This window comes from Methylobacterium sp. J-078, from assembly GCF_022829285.1.
Taxonomy (GTDB): Bacteria; Pseudomonadota; Alphaproteobacteria; order Rhizobiales; family Beijerinckiaceae; genus Methylobacterium.
This window is the reverse complement of sequence record NZ_JAKSYI010000049.1, coordinates 1-18,047: the sequence shown is the minus strand read 5'-3', so window position 1 is coordinate 18,047 and position 18,047 is coordinate 1. Positions and strand designations below refer to the sequence as shown.

The window sequence follows — 18,047 nt, the reverse complement described above, 5'->3', positions numbered from 1 at the left end:
ACGCTATTTCTGTGTGGTCACGCCCTTCACGTACCAATCCATCTTCCAGAGGTCGGCATCGCTGAGGGTCTGCCCGGCCGGCACGCGCAGCTTGCCCTCGCGGTCCTCGAGGGGACCGGCAAAGACGTGCTTGCCCGCGATGATCGCCGCGCGCTCGGCCATGATCGCCTCGGCCGCGGCCTTGGGCACCGCGGTGCCGCAGCAGGCGATGTCGGTGCCGCCGTCGGCGATGGTGATGAAGGCACCGTAGGGCGCAGGCTCCCAGGTGCCGGCGATGACCTTCTTGATCTCCGGCACGAAGAACTTGTCCCAGGTCCAGACCGAGGAGCAGATCGTGGCCTTCGGCGCGAATTCGCGCATGTCCCGGTGGTGGCCGGTGCCAAGGATGCCGCGCTCCTGGGCGATGATCTGAGTGGCGGGCGTGTCCACGTGCTGGCCCAGGACGTCGACCCCCTGCTCGGCGAGCGCCTGGGCCGCCGCGCGCTCCTTGACCGGGTCGTTCCAGGCGCCCGTGTAGACCACGTTGAGCGTGGCGTTCGGGTTCGTCTTGCGGGCGCCGAGCTCGTAGGCGCTGATCGTCCAGTTCACCACGCCGAACGGGTTGGCCGCCACGAACCCGAGCTTGCCGGTCTTCGAGGCGGCCCCGGCGGCCATGCCGCAGAGATACTGGCTCTCGTAGGTCCGGCCATAGACCGATTCGAGGTTCGGGCCATTGGTGGTGCCCGACAGGTTGAAGAACGCGACGTCCGGATACTTCTCCGACAGCTCCTTGAACGTGTCGGAATAGCCGAAGGCGGTGCCGATGATGATGTTGTGGCCGCGCTTGATGAAGAGTTCGACCACCGGCCGGATCGCGGTGGCGTTCTCCTTCACGCCGTCCACCGCCGGGATCTTCATGCCCAGACCCGCCTCCATCTTCACGCGGGCCTCATCGGCGGCCTGTGACCAGCCACCGTCGTTCTTCTGTCCGAAGATCACCATGGCGACCTTGGGCTCGCCCTTCAGCTTGAAGGGCGCCGCCAGCACCGGCAGGGCCGGCGACAGGGCGAGCGCGGCGGCGAGGCACGTGGTCAGGAACGGTCGGAACATGCGTCGAAACCCCCGGGAGGTGCGGGCCCGGCCCTGGCGGCCGGGCGATGGATGGATGCAGGGGCGCGGGGCGAGGTCCCGCACCCCCGTCACAGGACGGTGTTGATCCGGAAGACGTTGCCTTCGGGGTCCTTGAGGACGGCCTGATACCAGTCGTAGTAGGTGCGGTAGGGCGGCTTGATCAGGCTCGCACCGACGGCCTGCGCCCTCGGCACCAGGGCATCGACCTCCGCCTGGCTCGCCACGTCGATATTCAGCAGGAACTTGACGCCCCGCGTCTCGGCCTCGTCGGCGAGGCCGAGCAACCCGTAGGCCACCCCGGCATTGAAGCCGATGCAGGTGCCGCCGGCATCGAGGCCGCGGAAGATCGGCGAGCGGATCGCCTCCACCTCGGCGAAGCCGAACACGGCCTTGTAGAAATCCGGCAAGGCATCGAGGTCGCGCGTGAAGACGTTGACGTAGGAGAGCCGGGCCATTCCGCTCACGCCGCCTTTTCGCCTTTACCGAACGTCGTCTGCTTGACGAATTTCGAGCGCAGGTGATCGCCGGAGGAGACGGGAGCGTACTTGGCCGGGTGCTCGGCATCCTGGCAGGTCGGCAGGCAAGCGACCTCGGCATCGTAGTTCGGCTGATGGAAAAACACGATCGAGAGGCGATCGACGTTGTCCTCCGACCCGAATTCGGGATTGACGACCCGGTGGACCGTCGAGGACCAGGTGTCGTTGGTCCATTGCTGCATCAGGTCACCGATATTGACGATGAAGGTGCCGGGAATGACCGGCACGTCGACCCATTCGCCGAGCTTGTTCTTCACCTGCAGGCTCTTGTCGCCAAGTTCCTTGCGCAGGATCGTCATGCTGCCGTAGTCGGAATGGGCGCCGGCGCGGAGCTGGCCGGGCAGCGGTGCGCTGGTCTGGGCCGGATAGCGCAGCACGCGCATCATCGAGATGTTCTTGTCGATGGTCGGATCGAAATAGGTCTCGTCGAGCTTCAGCCCGAGGGCGAAGATCCGCATGAGATCGCGGGCCAGGGTATCGACCGCGCGGAAGTAGTCGCTCCAGACCGTCTTCAGGGCCGCCGGCTCGCCGGGCCAGACGTTCGGTGCGAAATGCGGGCCGGCGGCCTCGCTGGTGTAGTACGAATCGTCCGCCGGCACGTCGACCGGACCGATGGACAGGGACTCCTTGATGTCCGGCGGCGTCGGCTCGTCGAGGCTGAAGGAGAGGCCTTCCCCGCCGACAGCGCTGTAGCCCCTCACCTGATCCGGCGCCGGCCGGTCGACGGCGAGCTTCTCGGCGTGGGGCCGGTCGAAGAATTCCTGCGAGACCGCGTGCGTGCGGGCGATCAGATCCTCGGGGATGCCGTGGCCGGAGACCACGAGGAAGCCGATGTCGCGGCAGGCCTGATCGACCTGCGCCGCCACCGCGGCTTTGCCCTCGGGCGTTCCCGCACGATAGGGACTGAGGTCGATGACGGGGACTTGGAGCAGAGGCATGGAGCGATCCAAAGTTTGACCATCTGGTCCAGAGCGCTCAGCAACGAGCGTGCCAAGCTTGGACGCACGCGGCCATCGACCCCGTTACGCCGCTCGGTCGCGCCAGCCCGCGATGATCTCGGACGCATCGGTCACGAGCCCGAGATGGGTGGCCACGATGCGCAGGGCCGCCTCCTCGAGGGGCGCGCTGGTACCGGCGACGAGGTCTGCGGCGACCACCACGTGGTATCCGAGGTTCGAGGCGTCGAAAGCCGAGTTCAGGACGCAGCAATCTATCAGGCAGCCATCGAACACGACGGTGCGGATACCAAGGTTCCGCAGGAGAAAGTCGAGGTCCGTCGGATAGAAAGCCGAGAGCCTCTTCTTCGTCTCGACGATGAGATCGTCCTCCAAGACTTCGGTGACGAACTCGTTCCAATGGGTGCCCTCGATCGCATGCGCGTCGGAATTCGGTATCTCGCCGACATGAAGCGGGAAGACGAGGCGCCACGCGGCCTTCAGGCCGTTGACGTCATCGACACCGCCCCGGCGCAGCTTGCTGCGGACGTGGATGATCCGGATGCCGGCCGCCCGCGCGCTGCGGTGGAAGGCGTCGACCGCCGGCACGACGGCGCGGGCGCGCGGCGCCGGGCACGGACAGGCGGGATCGTCGTCGAGATGGCCGCGATGCAGGTCGATGGAGACGATCGCGGTCGCGCGCGGGTCGAAGAAGGGCGCAAAGGCCGCGCCGAGTTCCTGCATCCTGCCGTCGACGTAGCTTCGCATGGGGCTGCTCCGCGCTTCGGGCGCCGAGACCGCACCCGTTCCTCGGCAATTCTGTACCGGCGTTGCGCGGCGGCTTGAACGGACCAGCTGCGCCAACCTTCGGCAAAGGCGCACGATCTTGCGTCAGACCGACGGCGTTTCAGGCAGCAGGCCATTCCTGGCATCGGTCTGGAGCGGCGCGTTGTTCGCTCGCAGTCGCGAGCGGGGACGCGTTCAGTTCCGGCTGGCGGCTACTTCCCGCGGCATGGCTCGCAGGTGCTTCGCGGCCGTGACCGGCACTGGCCAATCTGCGCGATCCCCGACAAGGCATGCCGTCCCTGGCAGGCCGTCCCTGGAAAAACTGCTGCAGGGGATGGCGACGATCCCTTCTCACCCGTCCCCCCAGCCGAACCCGCAACCTTCAAGCGCTTGCCCTGGCGTGCGCCGTACGCGTGCGGCGCCACACACAATTTTGCCGCGATTCCGTTAAGCGATGGAACGGTCTCGCTTGCAGCCAAGTTTATCCGGCAATCAAGGGGTTTTCGTCGTCCTGCGGGACGGTCGACAATTTGGAAAAACGGGCCATGCGCTCCACGTTCACAGTCTTCGCCGCGCTCGTTGCAGCATCGCTCGTCGCGACGCCACTCGTCATCAGCGCGTCCAACGCGCTCGCGACTCCCGATCACTCGGATGCCGTGGCCATGCCCGCCGCCGTGACTCCGATCGAGGTCGTGGCCATGCCGGCTCCCGTCCCGGCCGAGACATGCACCCGCAAGGTCCGAGTGGTCTACGCCGGCTACGGCACGGAAGCCTGTTCACGCTGAGCCCTCACAGGCCATAGCGGGCGAAGGCGGCGCGCGCCTCGATCGCCCCGAGCACTTCGCCCGCGACGCCGCCGGCATCGAGTCCGCCGGGCGTCGCCCTGCGCAGCAGGCGCGCCACGAGCGAGCCCTTCTTCTCCGCCACCAGCACCAACTCGACTTTGTCGCCGTAGCGCGCCCGCAGGGTGGAACGGGCGTCGCCGAGCGCATCGACGAGGCCGAGGGGCACGCCCTGCTGCCCGGTCCAGACCGCGCCGGTAAACAGGTTCTCGCCGTTCGGCGCCATCTTCGGGCGCCGCTCGCTGACGAGGGCCGTAAACAGGGCCTGCACGTCGGCCTGGATCACCTTCAGGCGGGCCACGTCCGCCGGGTCCTCCGGGCGGAAGGGGTCGAGCATCCCCTTGGCCTCGCCCTGGGTGTGGACCCGGCGCTCCACGCCGATGCGCTCGATCAACCGATCGAAGCCGAAGCCGGCCGAGACGACACCGATGGAGCCGACGAGCGACATCGGGTCGGCGATGATCTCGTCGGCCGCGCAGGCGATCATGTAGCCGCCCGAAGCCGCCACATCTTCCACGAAGGCCAGCACGGGCAGGTCCTTCTCCGCCGCGAGCGCCCGGATGCGGCGGTGGATGAGGTGCGACTGGGCCGGCGAGCCGCCCGGCGAATTGATGATCAGCGCCACCGCGGCGATGCCCGGCATGCCGAAGGCCCGCTCCAGACTGCCTGCCAATCCGCCGATGGAAAGCCCCGCCCGCAGAGGCGAGACCGCCCCGATGGCACCGCTGAGGCGCAGCACGGCGACGCGCGGGCGCTTGGTTCGCCAGCGTCGCGGCAGCAGGTTGCGCAGGCGTGCGGGCAGGGAAAGGGGCATGGGGTCTCGTTCACGGAGCGGGCCGACGCGAGACACGGCGTGCCGTGGCGTCGGGGGAGATCGTGAGCGTGATCTGGGACCGGGCGAACCATTTTGCCAGCATCGCCGTTCCAGCACACGCGGTCGCATCGGTGCGACGCGCGGGGCCCATGCGGGCCGTAGCAACGAAAGGGAGGCTCAGGAACCATGCGCGTCTTGCGTTGGATGATCATCGCCCTCGGCGTCGTGAGCGGCGCGATCGGACTGGGAGCGGCGACCCAGGCGGCCCCGCTGCCGGTGGCGACCGTCGAATCCGCCGGATCGACGAACCTCGTCGAGCAGGCTCGGTGGCACCATCACCGTCGGCACTGGCACCGCCGCCACTGGCACCGCCACCGGCACTGGCACCACCGGCGCCACTGGCATCGCCGTCATCACTGGCACCACCGCCACCATTGGCGGCGCCATCACGGCTGGGGACACCGGCATTACGGCTGGCACCGCCCGCACCGCGCGCGCATCTTCTACTGAGCGCGAGACGGCGGGAGGGCGGCTCCGGCGCGCCCTCCCCCACCACCACCCGTCAGGGCGATGGATCGATCCAGCCGCGTCCGGCGTGCAGCGCCTCGGCGGCGGGCGTGAACCGGCCGGAGGCCTCGTGCAGGATCAGGGCCGGACGCAGGACGAAGGGCGCGCGGCTGCCCTTGCGGGCGGTGACGAGGATGCGGATCGCCGGCTCATCGGCCCTGGCATGGACCGGCCGCACCGCGACTGCCCCGAAGCGCCCGCGCAGGGCGTCGAGGCAGGCGGGCAAGGCATCCGCCCGATGGATCAGGCCGAGGCGCCCCTTCGGCCGCAGAATGTCGACGCAGGTGCGCAGCCAGGATGTGAGGCCCCCCTCGGCGAAACCGTGCGCATCCGCCTTTCCGGCCACCGGTGAGGCCCGGTAGGTCCCGCGCTCGAAAAACGGCGGGTTCGTCAGGACGATGTCCGCGAGGTCGGGAACGAGCCCCGCCGCGCGCCGCGCCGCCCCCGGAGCGAGGACATCGGCCACGAGGATCGTGGTCCGCTCGGCGAGGTCGTTCAGCGCGGCGTTTCGCCGGGCACGGGCAGCGAGGTCCGGGTCGCGCTCCACGAGGACCAGCCGGGCCCCGGGCGCCCGCCGGGCCGCCGCGAGGCCGACCGCACCGGTCCCGGCGCCGACATCGCAGATCACCGCGTCCGGGGGCGGGGCGAACAGGCCGGCGAGGAGCACCGCGTCGGTCCCGGCCCGGTGCGCACCGCGCGGAGGCTGGTATAGCCGCAGGCTCCCGCCGAGCCAGAGATCCGCTCTCTCGCCGTTTTCGCTCTCGGGCGGCTCGCCTTCGGCCTCAGGCATCGCGCAGTTCCGCGGCGAGGCCTGCATCCCGCAGGAGCCGGCGCGCCTGGGGCGCGTGATCGCGCGGCACCAGGATGCGCCGGGCGAAGGCGCCGATGGAGCCTTCGAGGAGGCTCATGTGCTGGTCCGCCACCAGGACAGGGATGTCGGCCCCCTCCAGGAGCGACTGCGCGAAGCCGATCAGGACGAGGTCGTTGCTGCGGATCAACTCGTTCATGAATCCTCGTCCTCGGGTGCGCGCGCCGGCCTTAAGCGCGTCGCGGCGGGGTGGCCGCGCGTATACCTTGCGGCATGGTGTGTGTTGCAGCGCCCCCGGGCGCATGCGATGGGGTGCCGCAGAGTTTGTAGGGTCGTGAGGCGCCCGGTGGCGCCGTGGGATGTGGAGGCCGCGCGGTTTTGGGCGTCGTAGTTCCGATCGATGAGAGCAGCCCCGACCCGGAGGCGAGCCTGGCAGACCTCGTCGCCCTGGTGGCCGGCGGCATGGAGCGGGTCAACGCCACGATCCTGTCCCGGACCGGCTCCGAGGTCCAGATGATCCCGGAGGTGGCCAACCACCTCATCTCGTCGGGCGGCAAGCGCCTGCGGCCGATCCTGACGCTCGCAACCGCCGACCTCTGTGATTATGCGGGCGACGGAGCCGTCAAGCTCGCCGCCAGCGTCGAGTTCATGCACACCGCCACGCTCCTGCACGATGACGTCGTGGACGAAAGCGACATGCGCCGTGGCAAGGTCGCGGCCCGCATCAAGTGGGGCAACGAGGCCAGCGTGCTGGTCGGCGATTTCCTCCTCGGCCAGGCCTTCCGCATGATGGTCGAGGTCGGCTCCCTGAAGGCCCTCGATATCCTTTCGGCCGCCGCCACCATCATCGCCGAGGGCGAGGTGATGCAGCTCACTGCGGCGAAGAACACCGGGACCAGCGAGGACGAGTACCTCGCGGTGATCAGCGCCAAGACGGCAGAACTCTTCGCTGCCGCCTGCGAGGTCGGACCGGTCCTCGCGGCCCGGCCGGAGGCCGAGCAGGCCGCCTGTCGCGCCTACGGCATGAATCTCGGCATCGCCTTTCAGCTCATCGACGACGTGCTCGATTACGGCGGCACCAGCGACAGCCTCGGCAAGAATGTCGGCGACGATTTCCGCGAGGGCAAGATCACGCTGCCGATCGTGCTCGCGGTCCGGCGCGCCAGCGAGACCGAGCGCGGATTCTGGAAGCGCACCCTTGAAGCCGGAGAGGTCAATCCGGAGGACCTCGACACCGCCCGAGCGATCCTGCGCCGACACGGCGCCCTCGAAGAGACGATGGCACGCGCCCGCCACTACGGCGACCGGGCCCGTGCGGCCCTCGCGCCATTCCCCACGAGCCCGATGAAGCAGGCCCTGCTCCAGGTCGTGGATTTCTGCATCGCGCGAGCGCACTGAATGAGGGCCAGCGCGCCGATCGCGCGGCGGCCTCCTCATCACGTTCCGCGCAGGCGCGGAATCAGCGCAGGATGGCGGAGGCGACCCACCAGCGCGGATGCGCGGCCCTGAGGCTGCGGGCGGCGCGTGCCGCCTCCGAGCGACTTCCGAACAGCCCGAACACCGTGGCGCCGGACCCCGACATGCGAGCCAGGCGGCAGCCGGGCCGGTCGCGCAGCGCCCCGAGGGCGTCGGCGATCACGGGGGCGACGGTGAGGGCCGGCGCCTCGAGGTCGTTGCGGGTGGGCAGCAGGGTGCGGAGCAGCGTCGCGGCGTCCGTACTAGCCGCGATCTCCGGGTGAGAGGCGCCCGGATGGCGCGCGCCGACGGTGAGCCCCAGGGCGCGGAAGACCGGCGCCGTCTCGACCGGGACCCCCGGATTGATCAGGATCGCCGGGAGCGGTGCCAGCCCCAGGGCCGGGCCGATGCTCTCGCCGGCACCCAGCATCATGCGGGCCCGGGGATCGAGGCAGACCGGAACGTCGGCGCCGGTGGCGCGGGCAGCGGTGAGCAGGTCCGGGGCGTCCGGGGCGATGCCGTTGAGGCGGCCGAGAAGCCGCAGTGCGGCGGCGGCATCCGACGAACCCCCGCCGATGCCGGCCGCGACGGGCAGGCGCTTGACGAGGTGGAAGGCGCCGTGCGCGAGGCCGGGACGCAGCCGCGCAAGGTGACGCGCGGCGCGGATCACGAGGTTGTCGTCGAGGGGTCCGGCCGGGCCGGCGGTGGGGCCCGAGACCGTGAGGGTCAGGCCGGGCCCGGGCACCAGGGTCAGGGTATCCCCCGCGCCGGTGAAGACCACGAGGCTTTCCAACTCGTGGTAGCCGTCGCCCGCCCGTCGCCCGAGCACGTGGAGGGTCAGGTTGATCTTGGCCGGCGCGCGGGTGACGAGGAGGGACACGGTTTCTCGGGGCTCGACGGACGGAATGCGGGGCCGGTCTGGCCCCGCACCGCGCGGCACGTCAAGCCTCGAACGAACTCGCCGAGTTTCTTGGCGGGCTTAGCCGCCGCTCTTCTTGTCTGCGGCGCCCGGCGGCTCGTTCGGGGCTGGCGCGCCCTTCGGCAGTTCCGGGTTGACCGTGGCCTCGGGCGGGTTCTCGGCGGTGGCCGCCGGCTTCTCGAGTTCGGGTAGGCCGTCCTTGAGTTTGGCGTTGATCTTCTCGAGATCCTCGGGCTCGGGGTTCAGGTCCTTGGCGTGCTGCCACTGGAACTTGCCCTCCAGGCGCCGCCCGGCCCGCCAGTAGGCGTCGCCGAGGTGGTCGTTGATGGTCGGGTCGCCGGGCTTCAGCTCGATCGCCTTCTCCAGCTCGCGCACGGCATCGTCCCAGCGGCCGAGGCGGAAATAGGCCCAGCCCAAGCTGTCGATGATCATGCCGTCGCGCGGGGCCGCATCGACGGCCTGCTTCAACATGGTGAAGGCCTCGTCGATGTTCATGTTCTGGTCGACCCAGGAATAGGCCAGGTAGTTCAGCACCTGGGCCCGGGCGCCGGGCTGGCTCGCGGGCACGAGCTCGAGGGCCTTCTTCAGGTCGGCCTCGGCCTTGGGCCATTGCTTGGCCCGCTCGTAGGCGGTGCCACGGAAGTAGAACGTGGTCCAGTAATTCGAGGCCGGGCGGTCGCCGATTAGCGCGATGGCGCGGCTGTAGGTCTCGGCCGCTTCCTCGTACTTCTTGCGCGAGCGCTGCACGTTGCCGAGCGCCGAGATGATGTCGATGTCGTCCGGATGCGCCTTCATGGCGGCGTCGAGATGCGCGATGGCCTCGTCGCCCTTGCCCATCTGCTCGAGGTTCAGGCCGATCTGGACGTCGGCGTTGAGGCGCAAGGGCGAGGCGGTCGGGATCTGCGCGTAAGCCTCGTTGGCCCGGTCCGTCTGCTTCATCCGGTCCAGGATGTCGGCGAGCGTCAGGCGAGCCAGCGCATGCTCGGGGGCGAGGTAGAGGGCCAGACGCAGGTAGACGATGGCCGGCAGTTCGTCGCCTTGCGTCGAGCCCGCCGCGCCGAGGCCGTACAGCACCTCGCCGGCACCCTCCTGGGCGGAGTTGACGAGGCGCGCGAGCGGCTTGCCCTCCTTCAGTTTGGTCAGGGCGTCGCGCACGATGGGGTGGCGCGGCAGCAGCTTGTCGAACTCGGTATAGGCCTGGATCGCGAGGTCGGTGCGCCCGGCCTGGGCCTCGAAACGCGCGTAGGCGTCGACGATGCGCAGGGTATTGCGGTCGGCGTCGTAGGCGGCCTTGAGGCGGCGCTCGGCCTCGGCCTGGTCGCCCACGAGGCTGGCGATCAGCCCGGCATGGAAGTCCCGGAAGGTGTTGTAGTAGCGCTCGCCTTTGAGCTTGTTGACCGTGTCGAGGGCGCGCTTGCCGTCATTGGCGCCGGCGAAGGCCCAGGCGGTCAGGAGCGTCCCGGTGAGGTCGGCGGCCGCCCCCCGGCCGCTACGGGCGAAGTTCTGGCGGGCCTGGGCGAACTGCCCCGCCTTGATCTGGCGCACGCCGAGGGCGAGTTGGGCGAGTCCGTTCGAGCCGTCGCGGCTCGTCAGGCGCTCGGCGGCCCGGAAGGCGTCCGGCAGGGAGCCGTCCGCGAGCAGCGACACGAAGGCGCGCTCCAGCAGTTCGGCGTTGCGCGGGTCGGCCTTGACGGCCTCGCGGTAGAAGCTCGCCGCCGCCGCCGTGTCCTTGGAGGCACCGGCGATGTAAGCGGCCAGGAAGTTGCCCTCCAGGGATTCCGCCGGCTCGTACTCGTTGACCGGCGCCGATTCCCGGTTCTGGGCCGCCTGCACGGGCAGGGCCGCGGCGAGAAGGAGGGCGAGGGCCGGGAAGGCCCGGCGTCCGGCCCGAGAAGTCCTGGAAATCTCGGAGGTCTTGGCGTTTCCGTTCATGGGCACCGATCACGGCTCCTGCGCGCCGCCCCCGCGGGGGCCAGGCTCGATTGGGGCGGGACACTGGACTCTTACCGCCATCCTCGCAAGGCATAAGGATGGCAGGCCGCGCCCGCCATCCGGGACCGTGGAATCCGTGCTCACATGTTGGGGTAGTTCGGTCCGCCCGGCCCCTCCGGGGTCTCCCAGTTGATGTTCTGGTTCGGGTCCTTGATGTCGCACGTCTTGCAGTGGACGCAGTTCTGGGCGTTGATCTGGTAACGCACGCCGTCGCTGGCGCCCGTATCGGCCACCCACTCGTAGACGCCGGCCGGGCAGTAACGGGCCGAGGGCCCGCCGAAGACGTCGTGCTCGGAGGCCTTCTGCAGGTCCGGGTTCTTGACCTTGAGGTGGGCCGGCTGGTCCTCCTCGTGGTTGGTGTTCGAGAGATAGACTGAGGAGAGCCGGTCGAAGGTCAGCTTGCCGTCGGGCTTCGGGTAGACGATCGGCTTCACCTCCGCGAGGGGCTTGAGCGTCGCGTGATCGGGCTTACCGTGCTTGAGCGTGCCGAAGGGCGAGGCCTCCAGGATCGTGTTCGACCACATGTCGAGGCCGCCCAGCCCGACGCCGATCAGGGTGCCGTAGCGCGACCAGAGCGGCTTGACGTTGCGGACCCGCTTGAGATCCTGGCCAATTGCGCTGTCGCGCCAGCCGTTCTCGTAGACGGTCAGTTCGTCGCCCTGGCGCCCCGATTCGAGGGCCTGCGCGAGGGCCTGGGCCGCCTGCATGCCGGAGAGCACCGCGTTGTGCGAGCCCTTGATGCGCGGCACGTTCACGAAGCCGGCGGAATCGCCCACGAGGCAGCCGCCCGGGAAGACAAGCTTCGGCACCGATTGCCAGCCACCCTCCATGATGGCCCGCGCCCCGTAGCCGATGCGCTTGGCCCCCTCGAAGGTCTCGCGGATCATCGGGTGCGTCTTGAAGCGCTGGAACTCCTCGAACGGCGACAGGGTCGGGTTCTCGTAGTTCAGGTGCGTGACGAAGCCGACCGAGAGCAGGCCGTCGTCGAAATGGTAGAGCCAGGAGCCGCCGCCGGCCTTGTTGGGCAGGGGCCAGCCCATGGTGTGCTGAACAAGGCCGGCCTGGAACCGGTCGGGCGCAAGCTGCCAAAGCTCCTTGACGCCGAGCCCATACTTCTGGTGATCGCTGTGGGCGTTGAGCTTGAAGCGGTCGATCAGCGTCTTGGTCAGCGATCCCCGCGCGCCCTCACCGAAGACCGTGTACTTGGCGCGCAGCTCCATGCCGCGGGTGTAGTCGTCGCGCGGCTCACCGGACTTGCCGATGCCGAGGTCGCCGGTCGCGACGCCGACCACGGCGCCGGCCGCGTCGTAGAGCACTTCCGAGGCCGGGAAGCCCGGATAGATCTCGACGCCGAGCTCCTCGGCCTTGGCGCCGAGGTACTTCGTCACGTTCGAGAGCGAGCCGACGAAATTGCCGTGGTTCGACATCAGCTTGGGAAAGAACAGGTTCGGCATGGTCACGCCGCTGTTCTTGGTCAGGAACATGAACTCGTCGCGCTCGACGGCGGTCTTGAGCGGGCGGCTCGCGTCCTCGCGCCAGCCCGGCAGCAGGCCGTCGAGGCCCGACGGATCGATGACCGCTCCGGAGAGAATGTGGGCGCCGACCTCGGAGCCTTTCTCGACCACCACGATGCTGACCTCCGGCGCCAGCTGCTTGAGGCGGATGGCGGTCGCGAGCCCGGCCGGACCGGCGCCCACGATCACCACGTCGAATTCCATCGCCTCACGTTCGGGCAGCGCCATCCGTCATCCTCCTGTCGGGTCCGCGCTTGCGCGCGGGTTGTTTCGTCGTGCGATCACATGTCTGGCGTTCACTCTCAACCCATTCCAACCTGGGAAGGCAAGCGACACACCGCCCGTGCCGCCCGAGGGTGACGCTATCGCGCGGGGCAAAAGGTGGTGCGTGGTGCCGCAGGCCCTGTTGTCCACAGGCGCACGACGCGCCACATCTCCCTCATGGGCCAGGGCGACGACCAGCAGCGGGATCTCATCGCGAACCTCGACTTCCACGTCGAGGCCGGCTTCGACCTGTTCCTCGACGAGGCACCGCACGACCGCTTCGCCGAAGCCGATGCGCCCGAGCCGTCCCGGCCGGCCGCGCCGCCCCGCGAGCGAACGGCGCCGGCCGTCCGCGACGAATCCTTTCGGACGGAGCTGCCCCAGCGCGGCGCACCCCCGCCGCCCGCCCCGGCCGCGGCGCGAACCTTCGGTCAGTCGGCCTCGGCCAAGCCCGGCGAGGCGGCGGGCGACGCACGGGCGCGGGCCAAGGACGTGCAGAGCCTGGAGGAACTCGAGGCGTTGCTCGCCGGGTTCGACGGCTGCCCGCTCAAATTCACCGCCAAGAACCTCGTCTTCGCCGACGGAAATCCGGCGGCTAAGCTGATGTTCATCGGCGAAGCGCCCGGTGCCGACGAGGACCGCGTCGGCAAGCCCTTCATGGGCCGCTCGGGCAAGCTCCTCGACCGGATGATGGCGGCGGTCGGCCTCGACCGTACGAACGCCTACGTCACCAACATCGTGCCGTGGCGCCCCCCGGGCAACCGCAACCCGACACCCCAGGAGGTCTCGATCTGCAAGCCGTTCATCGAGCGGCAGATCGAACTCGCCGATCCCGACCTCATCGTCTGCCTCGGCAGCCCGGCGACCCAGGCGATCACCGGCACCAAGGACGGCATCCTCAAGGCGCGCGGGCGCTTCTTCCCCTACCGGGTGGGGGACCGCGAGATCCGGGCGCTGGCGACCCTGCATCCGGCCTACCTCCTGCGCCAGCCCCTGCAGAAGCGCCTCGCCTGGCGGGACTTCCGCACCCTGCGCGCGGCCCTCGACGGGAAGGCCTGAGGCGTTTAGGGCCACGTCCGACGCGGCTCGAGAGCGAGCCCAAGCGGAACCGTATCCCGCGCCTGCGACTTACTTCACGCGCCCGTGTGGAGCGGCGCGCGTCCGAACAGGGTGTATCGAGATCATGCGCTGGGAAGATTTCCGCTCTTCGGACAATGTCGAGGATCGGCGCGGCGAAGGCGGCGGTGGCGGCGGTTTCCCGGGCGGCGGCGCCGGGGGCCTCGGCATCGGTGCCATCGTCATCCTGTGCATCATCGGCTGGGTGACGGGCATCAACCCCGCGATCCTGATCGGCGGGGCCGAGCAGATGACCGGGGGCGGGCGCCAGCGCCAGGAGCAGGTCGATCCGCAGACGCAGAGCCAGCGCAAGACCAAGCCCACCGACGAGAGCGGGCGCTTCGCCGCCGCGATCCTCGGAAACACCGAGGACGTCTGGAAGGAGGTCCTGCCGAACCAGACCGGGCGCCAGTACCGGCCGACCACGATGGTGCTCTACCAGGGCGGCACGCGCAGCGGCTGCGGATCGGCCCAGGCGGCGATGGGGCCGTTCTACTGCCCCCTCGACAAGAAGGTCTATCTCGACACCTCCTTCTTCAAGGAGATGGAGCAGAAGTTCGGCGTGAAGGGCGACTTCGCCTACGCCTACGTCATCGCGCACGAGGTCGGCCACCACGTGCAGGACGAGCTCGGCATCCTCGGCAAGGTCCAGGGCCGGCAGCAGGCCGCGTCCAGCAAGACCGAGTCGAACCAGCTCTCCGTGCGCGTCGAGCTGATGGCCGATTGCCTCGCGGGCGTCTGGGCCAAGAACTCTAACGACAAGTACAACGCCCTGGAGCCCGGCGACATCGAGGAGGCCATGCAGGCGGCGAGCGCCATCGGTGACGACAAGCTCCAGAAGCAGTCCCAGGGCTATGCGGTGCCGGATTCCTTCACCCACGGCTCCTCCGAGCAGCGCATGCGCTGGTTCATGACCGGCTACCGCAGCGGCCAGACGAAGTCCTGCGACACGTTCCGCGCGGCGCGCAACTGACGACGCGCCTCCCGCTGGCGGGGCGCGATCGATGCAACCGCATCGGTCGCACCCGCTGGCCCTCCGCTGAAGGCACGCCCCCATGGTCGCATTCGACAAGACCCGCGCGTTCATCCCCCTCGCCATCGCAGTGCTGACGGTCTCGGACACCCGCAGCGCGGAGGACGACCGCTCCGGCGACACGCTGGTGACGCGCCTCCAGGAGGCGGGCCACGCGCTCGCCGCCCGCGCCATCGTGCCCGACGAGGTCGCGGCGATCCGTGGGCAGGTCGAGGCCTGGAGCCGGGACCCGGCGGTGGACGTGGTCATCACCACCGGCGGCACCGGTTTCACCGGGCGCGACGTGACGCCGGAGGCGATCGAGCCCCTGTTCGAGAAGCGCATGGACGGCTTCTCGGCGGTGTTCCATCGAATCTCCTACGACAAGATCGGCACCTCGACCCTGCAGTCGCGCGCCACCGCCGGGGTCGCCAACGCCACCTACATCTTCGTGCTGCCGGGCTCGCCCGGCGCCTGCCGCGATGCCTGGGACGGCATCCTCGCAGCACAACTCGACTACCGCCACCGTCCGTGCAACTTCGTCGAGATCATGCCCCGCCTGGACGAGCACCTGCGCCGCGGTGCCTCGATCCCGGTCTAGCGATACGACCTCAGGCCTCGGCGCGAATCAGCGCCAGAAAGTTGCCGATCAGCGGCCCGGCCCTCTCCCTCACCCAGAGTGCATGAACGTCGGCGCTGATGGTCTTGCCGGCGACCGGTCGGTAGACCACGTCCGCATGCGCCAGCCGGGCGACGAATTCCGGGATGATGGCGATGCCGAGGCCCGCCGCGACGAGGCTGGTCAACGAGGCGGCTTCGACGACCTCGTGCGTGATGTTCGGAATGAACCCAGCCTCGACGCAGCACGCCCAGAGATATTTCGCGAACAGCGAGTCCGAGAGGCGCAGGAACACGAACCGCTCCTGGCTCAAATCGGCGAGATCGATGACGGCTGTGGACGCCAGGCTGTGGCCTGTGGGCAGCACGAGGGTCACGGTCTCGCGCCAGGCGCGCACGCTGACGAGGTCGGCATCCGGGGGTGGGCTGCGCAGGAAGCTGATGTCGGTCTGTCCGGCCTTCAGCATCGCGATCTGCCGATCCGGCGACATTTCGTGAATGCGCAGATCGACGTCGGGATAGGCGATGTCGAAGTCGCGTATGGCGCGACCGAGAGGACCGGCGAGCATCGACCCCGTCAGGCCGACGTTGACGATGCCGGCAGCACCGGCGCCGATGGCCCGCGCCCGCGCCATCGCCTCGCCGGACTTCTCCAAGATGGCGAGCGCCTGGGCGTGGAAGTCGATGCCCGCCCGGGTCAGCGCCACGCGACGCGTCGTCCGCTCGAACAGCGCCGTGCCGACCTCCGCCTCGAGATCCCGGATCTGCTGGCTCAATGGCGGCTGGGCGACACCGAGGCTCTCGGCGGCCGCCGTGAAGCTGAGGTGCCGCGCGACGGCAACGAAGTAGCGCAGATGCCGAAGCTCCATCATCCCACCCATACTCAAAAGATATCAATTGGAATATATGAAATATTTGACGTCTGAGTTGCCTGGCAACATGGTGCCGCCGAGACCTGCCGGGTTTCGTCGCCATGCACGATAAATCTGGCGGGCGGTGGGTCCGCTGATTGCATGTCGGCAAATCTGCCGGTCGGGCATGGAACGGCGCGCAGACGTACGGGGGGTGTGATGCAGCGGTTCTTCGCGTCGTTGTTCGGGCAGGTCGTCGCCGCCCTCGTCCTCGGCATCGTCCTGGGCATGGTCTGGCCGAACTTCGCGGTGACGCTGAAGCCGCTCGGCGACGGCTTCATCAAGCTGATCAAGATGGCGATCGCGCCCCTCGTCTTCGGCGTCGTCGTCCACGGCATCGTCGGAGCCGGCGACCTGAAAAAGGTCGGCCGCGTCGGCCTCAAGTCGCTGATCTACTTCGAGGCGGTGACGACGCTCGCGCTCATCCTTGGCCTCGTCCTGGCCTACGCCTTCGCACCGGGGCACGGGATGAACGTCGACGTGGCGAGCCTGGATGCGAAGTCGATCGCCGGTTACACCGAGCGTGTCGGCCAGGTCACCGGAACCGTCGACTTCCTGATGAAGATCATTCCGACCACCTTCGTCGACGCCTTCGCCAAGGGCGACATCCTCCAGGTCCTGATCCTCGCGATCCTGTTCGGCGCCGGCCTCTCGCTCCTGGGCGAACAGGGCAAGCCCCTGGCCAACAGCCTGGAGCGCATCACCGAGGTCCTGTTCAAGATCATCGGCTTCATCGTCCGGCTCGCGCCGCTCGGCGTGCTCGGTGCGGTCGCCTTCACGGTGGGCAAGTATGGCGTCGGCTCGCTCAAGCAGCTCGGCATGCTGGTGGTGCTGTTCTACGCGGGCGTCGCGTTCTTCGTCTTCGTGGTGCTCGGCACCATCCTGCGGCTGGCGGGCTTCAGCATCCTCAAGCTTCTCGCCTACCTGCGCGAGGAACTGACGGTCGTGGCCGGCACCGCCTCCTCGGACTGCGTGCTGCCGCAGGTCATGCGCAAGCTGGAGCGACTCGGCATCAAGGACTCGACCGTCGGCCTCGTGATCCCGACCGGGTATTCGTTCAACCTCGATGCCTTCTCGCTCTACCTGACCCTCGCCACGGTCTTCATCGCCCAGGCCACCAACACGGACCTCTCCTTCGGCCACCTGATGCTGATCCTCGGCATCGCGCTTCTCACCTCGAAAGGCGCCCACGGCGTCCCCGGCTCGGCCATCGTGGTGCTGGCCGCAACCCTGTCGGCGGTCCCGGAGATTCCCGTCATCGGACTGGTGCTCGTGCTGTCGATCGACTGGTTCGTCGGCATCGCCCGGGCGCTGGGCAACCTGATCGGCAATTGCGTGGCCACGGTGGTGATCGCCGCCTGGGAGGGCGACATCGACCGGGCGCAGGCTCACCGCGTCCTCGACGGCCACGGCACGACCGACACCGCCGCGATCCTCGACGCGCCGAGCGTCGAACCGCATTCGGCCTGACGGCGGGACCACGACGCCCGACCCCGCGCGGTTCAGCGGCCGCACGCCGGCATTCCGCACCGCCCGCCCGACACGGAGCCCCTCGGATGACCGCCTCGCCCTACAACCCGCCCTGCGGCGGCCTGCCGCCCCAGACCGCGCTGATGACTGGCCGGGCCGTGTTCACGGAGGCCTACGCGGTCATCCCGAAGGGCGTGATGCGCGACATCGTCACCTCGGTGCTGCCCTTCTGGGAGAGCACCCGCGCCTGGATGCTGTCGCGCCCGCTCTCGGGCTTCTCCGAGACCTTCGCGCAGTACCTGATGGAGGTCGGGCAAGGCGGCGGCAGCGAGGCGCCGGAGCCCGACCCGGAGGCCGAGGGCGTGCTGTTCGTGGTCG

18 protein-coding genes and 1 pseudogene are annotated in these 18,047 nt (G+C 69.1%); 8 read left to right on the top strand and 11 right to left on the bottom strand.

Annotation, left to right across the window (positions count from 1 at the left end):
- Positions 1 to 3 precede the first annotated feature (3 nt).
- From MKK58_RS04915 to MKK58_RS04900, 4 genes are all read right to left on the bottom strand, one after another.
- Positions 4 to 1,089 carry a BMP family ABC transporter substrate-binding protein gene (locus tag MKK58_RS04915; protein WP_243911041.1) on the bottom strand — a complete coding sequence of 362 codons (1,086 nt, stop codon included), beginning with the start codon at positions 1,087 to 1,089 and terminating at the stop codon, positions 4 to 6.
- Between the two features lie 89 nt (positions 1,090 to 1,178).
- The gene (locus tag MKK58_RS04910; RefSeq protein ID WP_243911161.1) at positions 1,179 to 1,565 is read right to left on the bottom strand and encodes a VOC family protein; all 387 of its coding nucleotides are present in this window, start codon (positions 1,563 to 1,565) and stop codon (positions 1,179 to 1,181) included.
- A 5-nt stretch (positions 1,566 to 1,570) separates the two neighbouring features.
- A complete protein-coding gene (locus tag MKK58_RS04905) occupies positions 1,571 to 2,584 on the bottom strand; it encodes an isopenicillin N synthase family dioxygenase (protein ID WP_243911040.1) in 1,014 nt (337 codons plus the stop codon).
- Positions 2,585 to 2,668: 84 nt separating this feature from the next.
- Complete coding sequence (locus MKK58_RS04900; protein ID WP_243911039.1) at positions 2,669 to 3,349, bottom strand: cysteine hydrolase family protein; 681 nt, start codon at positions 3,347 to 3,349, stop codon at positions 2,669 to 2,671.
- A gap of 563 nt (positions 3,350 to 3,912) precedes the next feature.
- Here MKK58_RS04900 and MKK58_RS04895 point away from each other — a divergent pair.
- Positions 3,913 to 4,152, top strand: coding sequence for a hypothetical protein (locus MKK58_RS04895; RefSeq protein ID WP_243911038.1), 240 nt, complete (start codon positions 3,913 to 3,915; stop codon positions 4,150 to 4,152).
- Positions 4,153 to 4,156: 4 nt separating this feature from the next.
- Here MKK58_RS04895 and MKK58_RS04890 read toward each other — a convergent pair whose 3' ends face one another.
- Positions 4,157 to 5,023, bottom strand: coding sequence for a S49 family peptidase (locus MKK58_RS04890; protein WP_243911037.1), 867 nt, complete (start codon positions 5,021 to 5,023; stop codon positions 4,157 to 4,159).
- Positions 5,024 to 5,209: 186 nt separating this feature from the next.
- Here MKK58_RS04890 and MKK58_RS04885 point away from each other — a divergent pair, with 186 nt between their 5' ends.
- Positions 5,210 to 5,533 (top strand): hypothetical protein, encoded by a 324-nt coding sequence (locus MKK58_RS04885; RefSeq protein ID WP_243911036.1) that lies wholly within the window; start codon positions 5,210 to 5,212, stop codon positions 5,531 to 5,533.
- A gap of 52 nt (positions 5,534 to 5,585) precedes the next feature.
- On the opposite strand, the gene MKK58_RS04880 is transcribed toward MKK58_RS04885, so the two are convergent.
- Together MKK58_RS04880 and MKK58_RS04875 are read right to left on the bottom strand one after the other, a co-directional pair.
- On the bottom strand, positions 5,586 to 6,380 hold the full coding sequence (locus MKK58_RS04880) for a tRNA1(Val) (adenine(37)-N6)-methyltransferase (RefSeq protein ID WP_243911035.1): 795 nt from the start codon (positions 6,378 to 6,380) through the stop codon (positions 5,586 to 5,588).
- Positions 6,373 to 6,597: a DUF2007 domain-containing protein gene (locus tag MKK58_RS04875; protein ID WP_243911034.1), complete on the bottom strand. Its 225-nt coding sequence runs from the start codon at positions 6,595 to 6,597 to the stop codon at positions 6,373 to 6,375. The genes MKK58_RS04880 and MKK58_RS04875 overlap by 8 nt, the downstream gene beginning before the upstream one ends.
- 179 nt (positions 6,598 to 6,776) lie before the next feature.
- Between MKK58_RS04875 and MKK58_RS04870 the strand changes: the two genes are divergently transcribed.
- Positions 6,777 to 7,796, top strand: coding sequence for a polyprenyl synthetase family protein (locus tag MKK58_RS04870; protein WP_243911033.1), 1,020 nt, complete (start codon positions 6,777 to 6,779; stop codon positions 7,794 to 7,796).
- A gap of 61 nt (positions 7,797 to 7,857) precedes the next feature.
- On the opposite strand, the gene MKK58_RS04865 is transcribed toward MKK58_RS04870, so the two are convergent.
- The 3 genes from MKK58_RS04865 to MKK58_RS04855 form a co-directional block, all read right to left on the bottom strand.
- Complete coding sequence (locus MKK58_RS04865) at positions 7,858 to 8,733, bottom strand: 4-(cytidine 5'-diphospho)-2-C-methyl-D-erythritol kinase (protein WP_243911032.1); 876 nt, start codon at positions 8,731 to 8,733, stop codon at positions 7,858 to 7,860.
- A 99-nt stretch (positions 8,734 to 8,832) separates the two neighbouring features.
- Positions 8,833 to 10,704: a tetratricopeptide repeat protein gene (locus MKK58_RS04860; protein WP_243911160.1), complete on the bottom strand. Its 1,872-nt coding sequence runs from the start codon at positions 10,702 to 10,704 to the stop codon at positions 8,833 to 8,835.
- Between the two features lie 140 nt (positions 10,705 to 10,844).
- Entirely contained in the window at positions 10,845 to 12,506 is a 1,662-nt protein-coding gene (locus tag MKK58_RS04855; protein WP_243911031.1) for an electron transfer flavoprotein-ubiquinone oxidoreductase, read from the bottom strand.
- 213 nt (positions 12,507 to 12,719) lie between these two features.
- Here MKK58_RS04855 and MKK58_RS04850 point away from each other — a divergent pair, with 213 nt between their 5' ends.
- The 3 genes from MKK58_RS04850 to moaB all read left to right on the top strand — a co-directional run bounded on the left by MKK58_RS04850 (position 12,720) and on the right by moaB (position 15,271).
- Positions 12,720 to 13,601 (top strand): uracil-DNA glycosylase family protein, encoded by an 882-nt coding sequence (locus MKK58_RS04850; RefSeq protein ID WP_243911030.1) that lies wholly within the window; start codon positions 12,720 to 12,722, stop codon positions 13,599 to 13,601.
- Positions 13,602 to 13,725: 124 nt separating this feature from the next.
- On the top strand, positions 13,726 to 14,631 hold the full coding sequence (locus tag MKK58_RS04845) for a neutral zinc metallopeptidase (protein WP_238282672.1): 906 nt from the start codon (positions 13,726 to 13,728) through the stop codon (positions 14,629 to 14,631).
- A gap of 82 nt (positions 14,632 to 14,713) precedes the next feature.
- Positions 14,714 to 15,271, top strand: a complete 558-nt coding sequence (gene moaB, locus MKK58_RS04840) for a molybdenum cofactor biosynthesis protein B (protein WP_243911029.1) — start codon at positions 14,714 to 14,716, stop codon at positions 15,269 to 15,271.
- A gap of 10 nt (positions 15,272 to 15,281) precedes the next feature.
- Here the strand turns inward: moaB and MKK58_RS04835 are convergent, their stop codons facing one another.
- Positions 15,282 to 16,157, bottom strand: coding sequence for a LysR family transcriptional regulator (locus tag MKK58_RS04835; protein WP_243911159.1), 876 nt, complete (start codon positions 16,155 to 16,157; stop codon positions 15,282 to 15,284).
- 201 nt (positions 16,158 to 16,358) lie between these two features.
- Here MKK58_RS04835 and MKK58_RS04830 point away from each other — a divergent pair, with 201 nt between their 5' ends.
- Both MKK58_RS04830 and MKK58_RS04825 read left to right on the top strand, forming a co-directional pair.
- Positions 16,359 to 17,669 (top strand): dicarboxylate/amino acid:cation symporter, encoded by a 1,311-nt coding sequence (locus tag MKK58_RS04830; protein ID WP_243911028.1) that lies wholly within the window; start codon positions 16,359 to 16,361, stop codon positions 17,667 to 17,669.
- A gap of 86 nt (positions 17,670 to 17,755) precedes the next feature.
- A pseudogene (locus MKK58_RS04825) lies at positions 17,756 to 18,047 on the top strand ((S)-ureidoglycine aminohydrolase); the annotation flags it as partial.